At 67.2% G+C, this 430-nt stretch carries 1 protein-coding gene; it reads right to left on the reverse strand.

Annotation, left to right across the window (positions count from 1 at the left end; all coding sequences use genetic code 11):
- Positions 1-394: cache domain-containing protein (locus tag K6M89_RS30610; RefSeq protein ID WP_222141861.1), on the reverse strand; the 394-nt coding region annotated here is incomplete at its 3' end.
- Between the last annotated feature and the right edge of the window lie 36 nt (positions 395-430).

Genomic DNA, 430 nt, shown 5'->3' on the forward strand with positions numbered 1-430 from the left:
GTATGGTGAAGCGGCCGCGGGAGTCGCGCAGGTCCCAGAGGTTCTTGCCCACGAGGTCGGGCTGGCGCGAATGCATGAGGGAGCGGCCCTGCATGTCGTAGACGAAGAAGTAGCCGTCATCGCCGTAGTCGAGCGCGGCCAGGCGGCGCAGGGCTTCGTTGCGGGTTTCTTCGTCGTCCAGGCCCGCGTCGTACAGCGGCCGCACGATGCTCACGGCCAGGTCGACATAGCTGCGCAGTTCGCTGCGCCGCTGGTCCATGTAGCTTTTCTCGATGAGCGCACGCTCGCGCCGCGCCAGGTCATGCTCCTGGTGGCGCACCGCCAGGGCAACCAGCACCAGCGCGATGAGCAGCGGTGCAACAGCCAGCGCGACGATCTTGGTGCGGAGGTTCATCGGAGGGCAAGACTACCACCGGGGCGGGTCCTGTCC

It is taken from the genome of Rhizobium croatiense, assembly GCF_019793465.1.
Classification (GTDB): Bacteria; Pseudomonadota; Alphaproteobacteria; order Rhizobiales; family Rhizobiaceae; genus Rhizobium; species Rhizobium croatiense.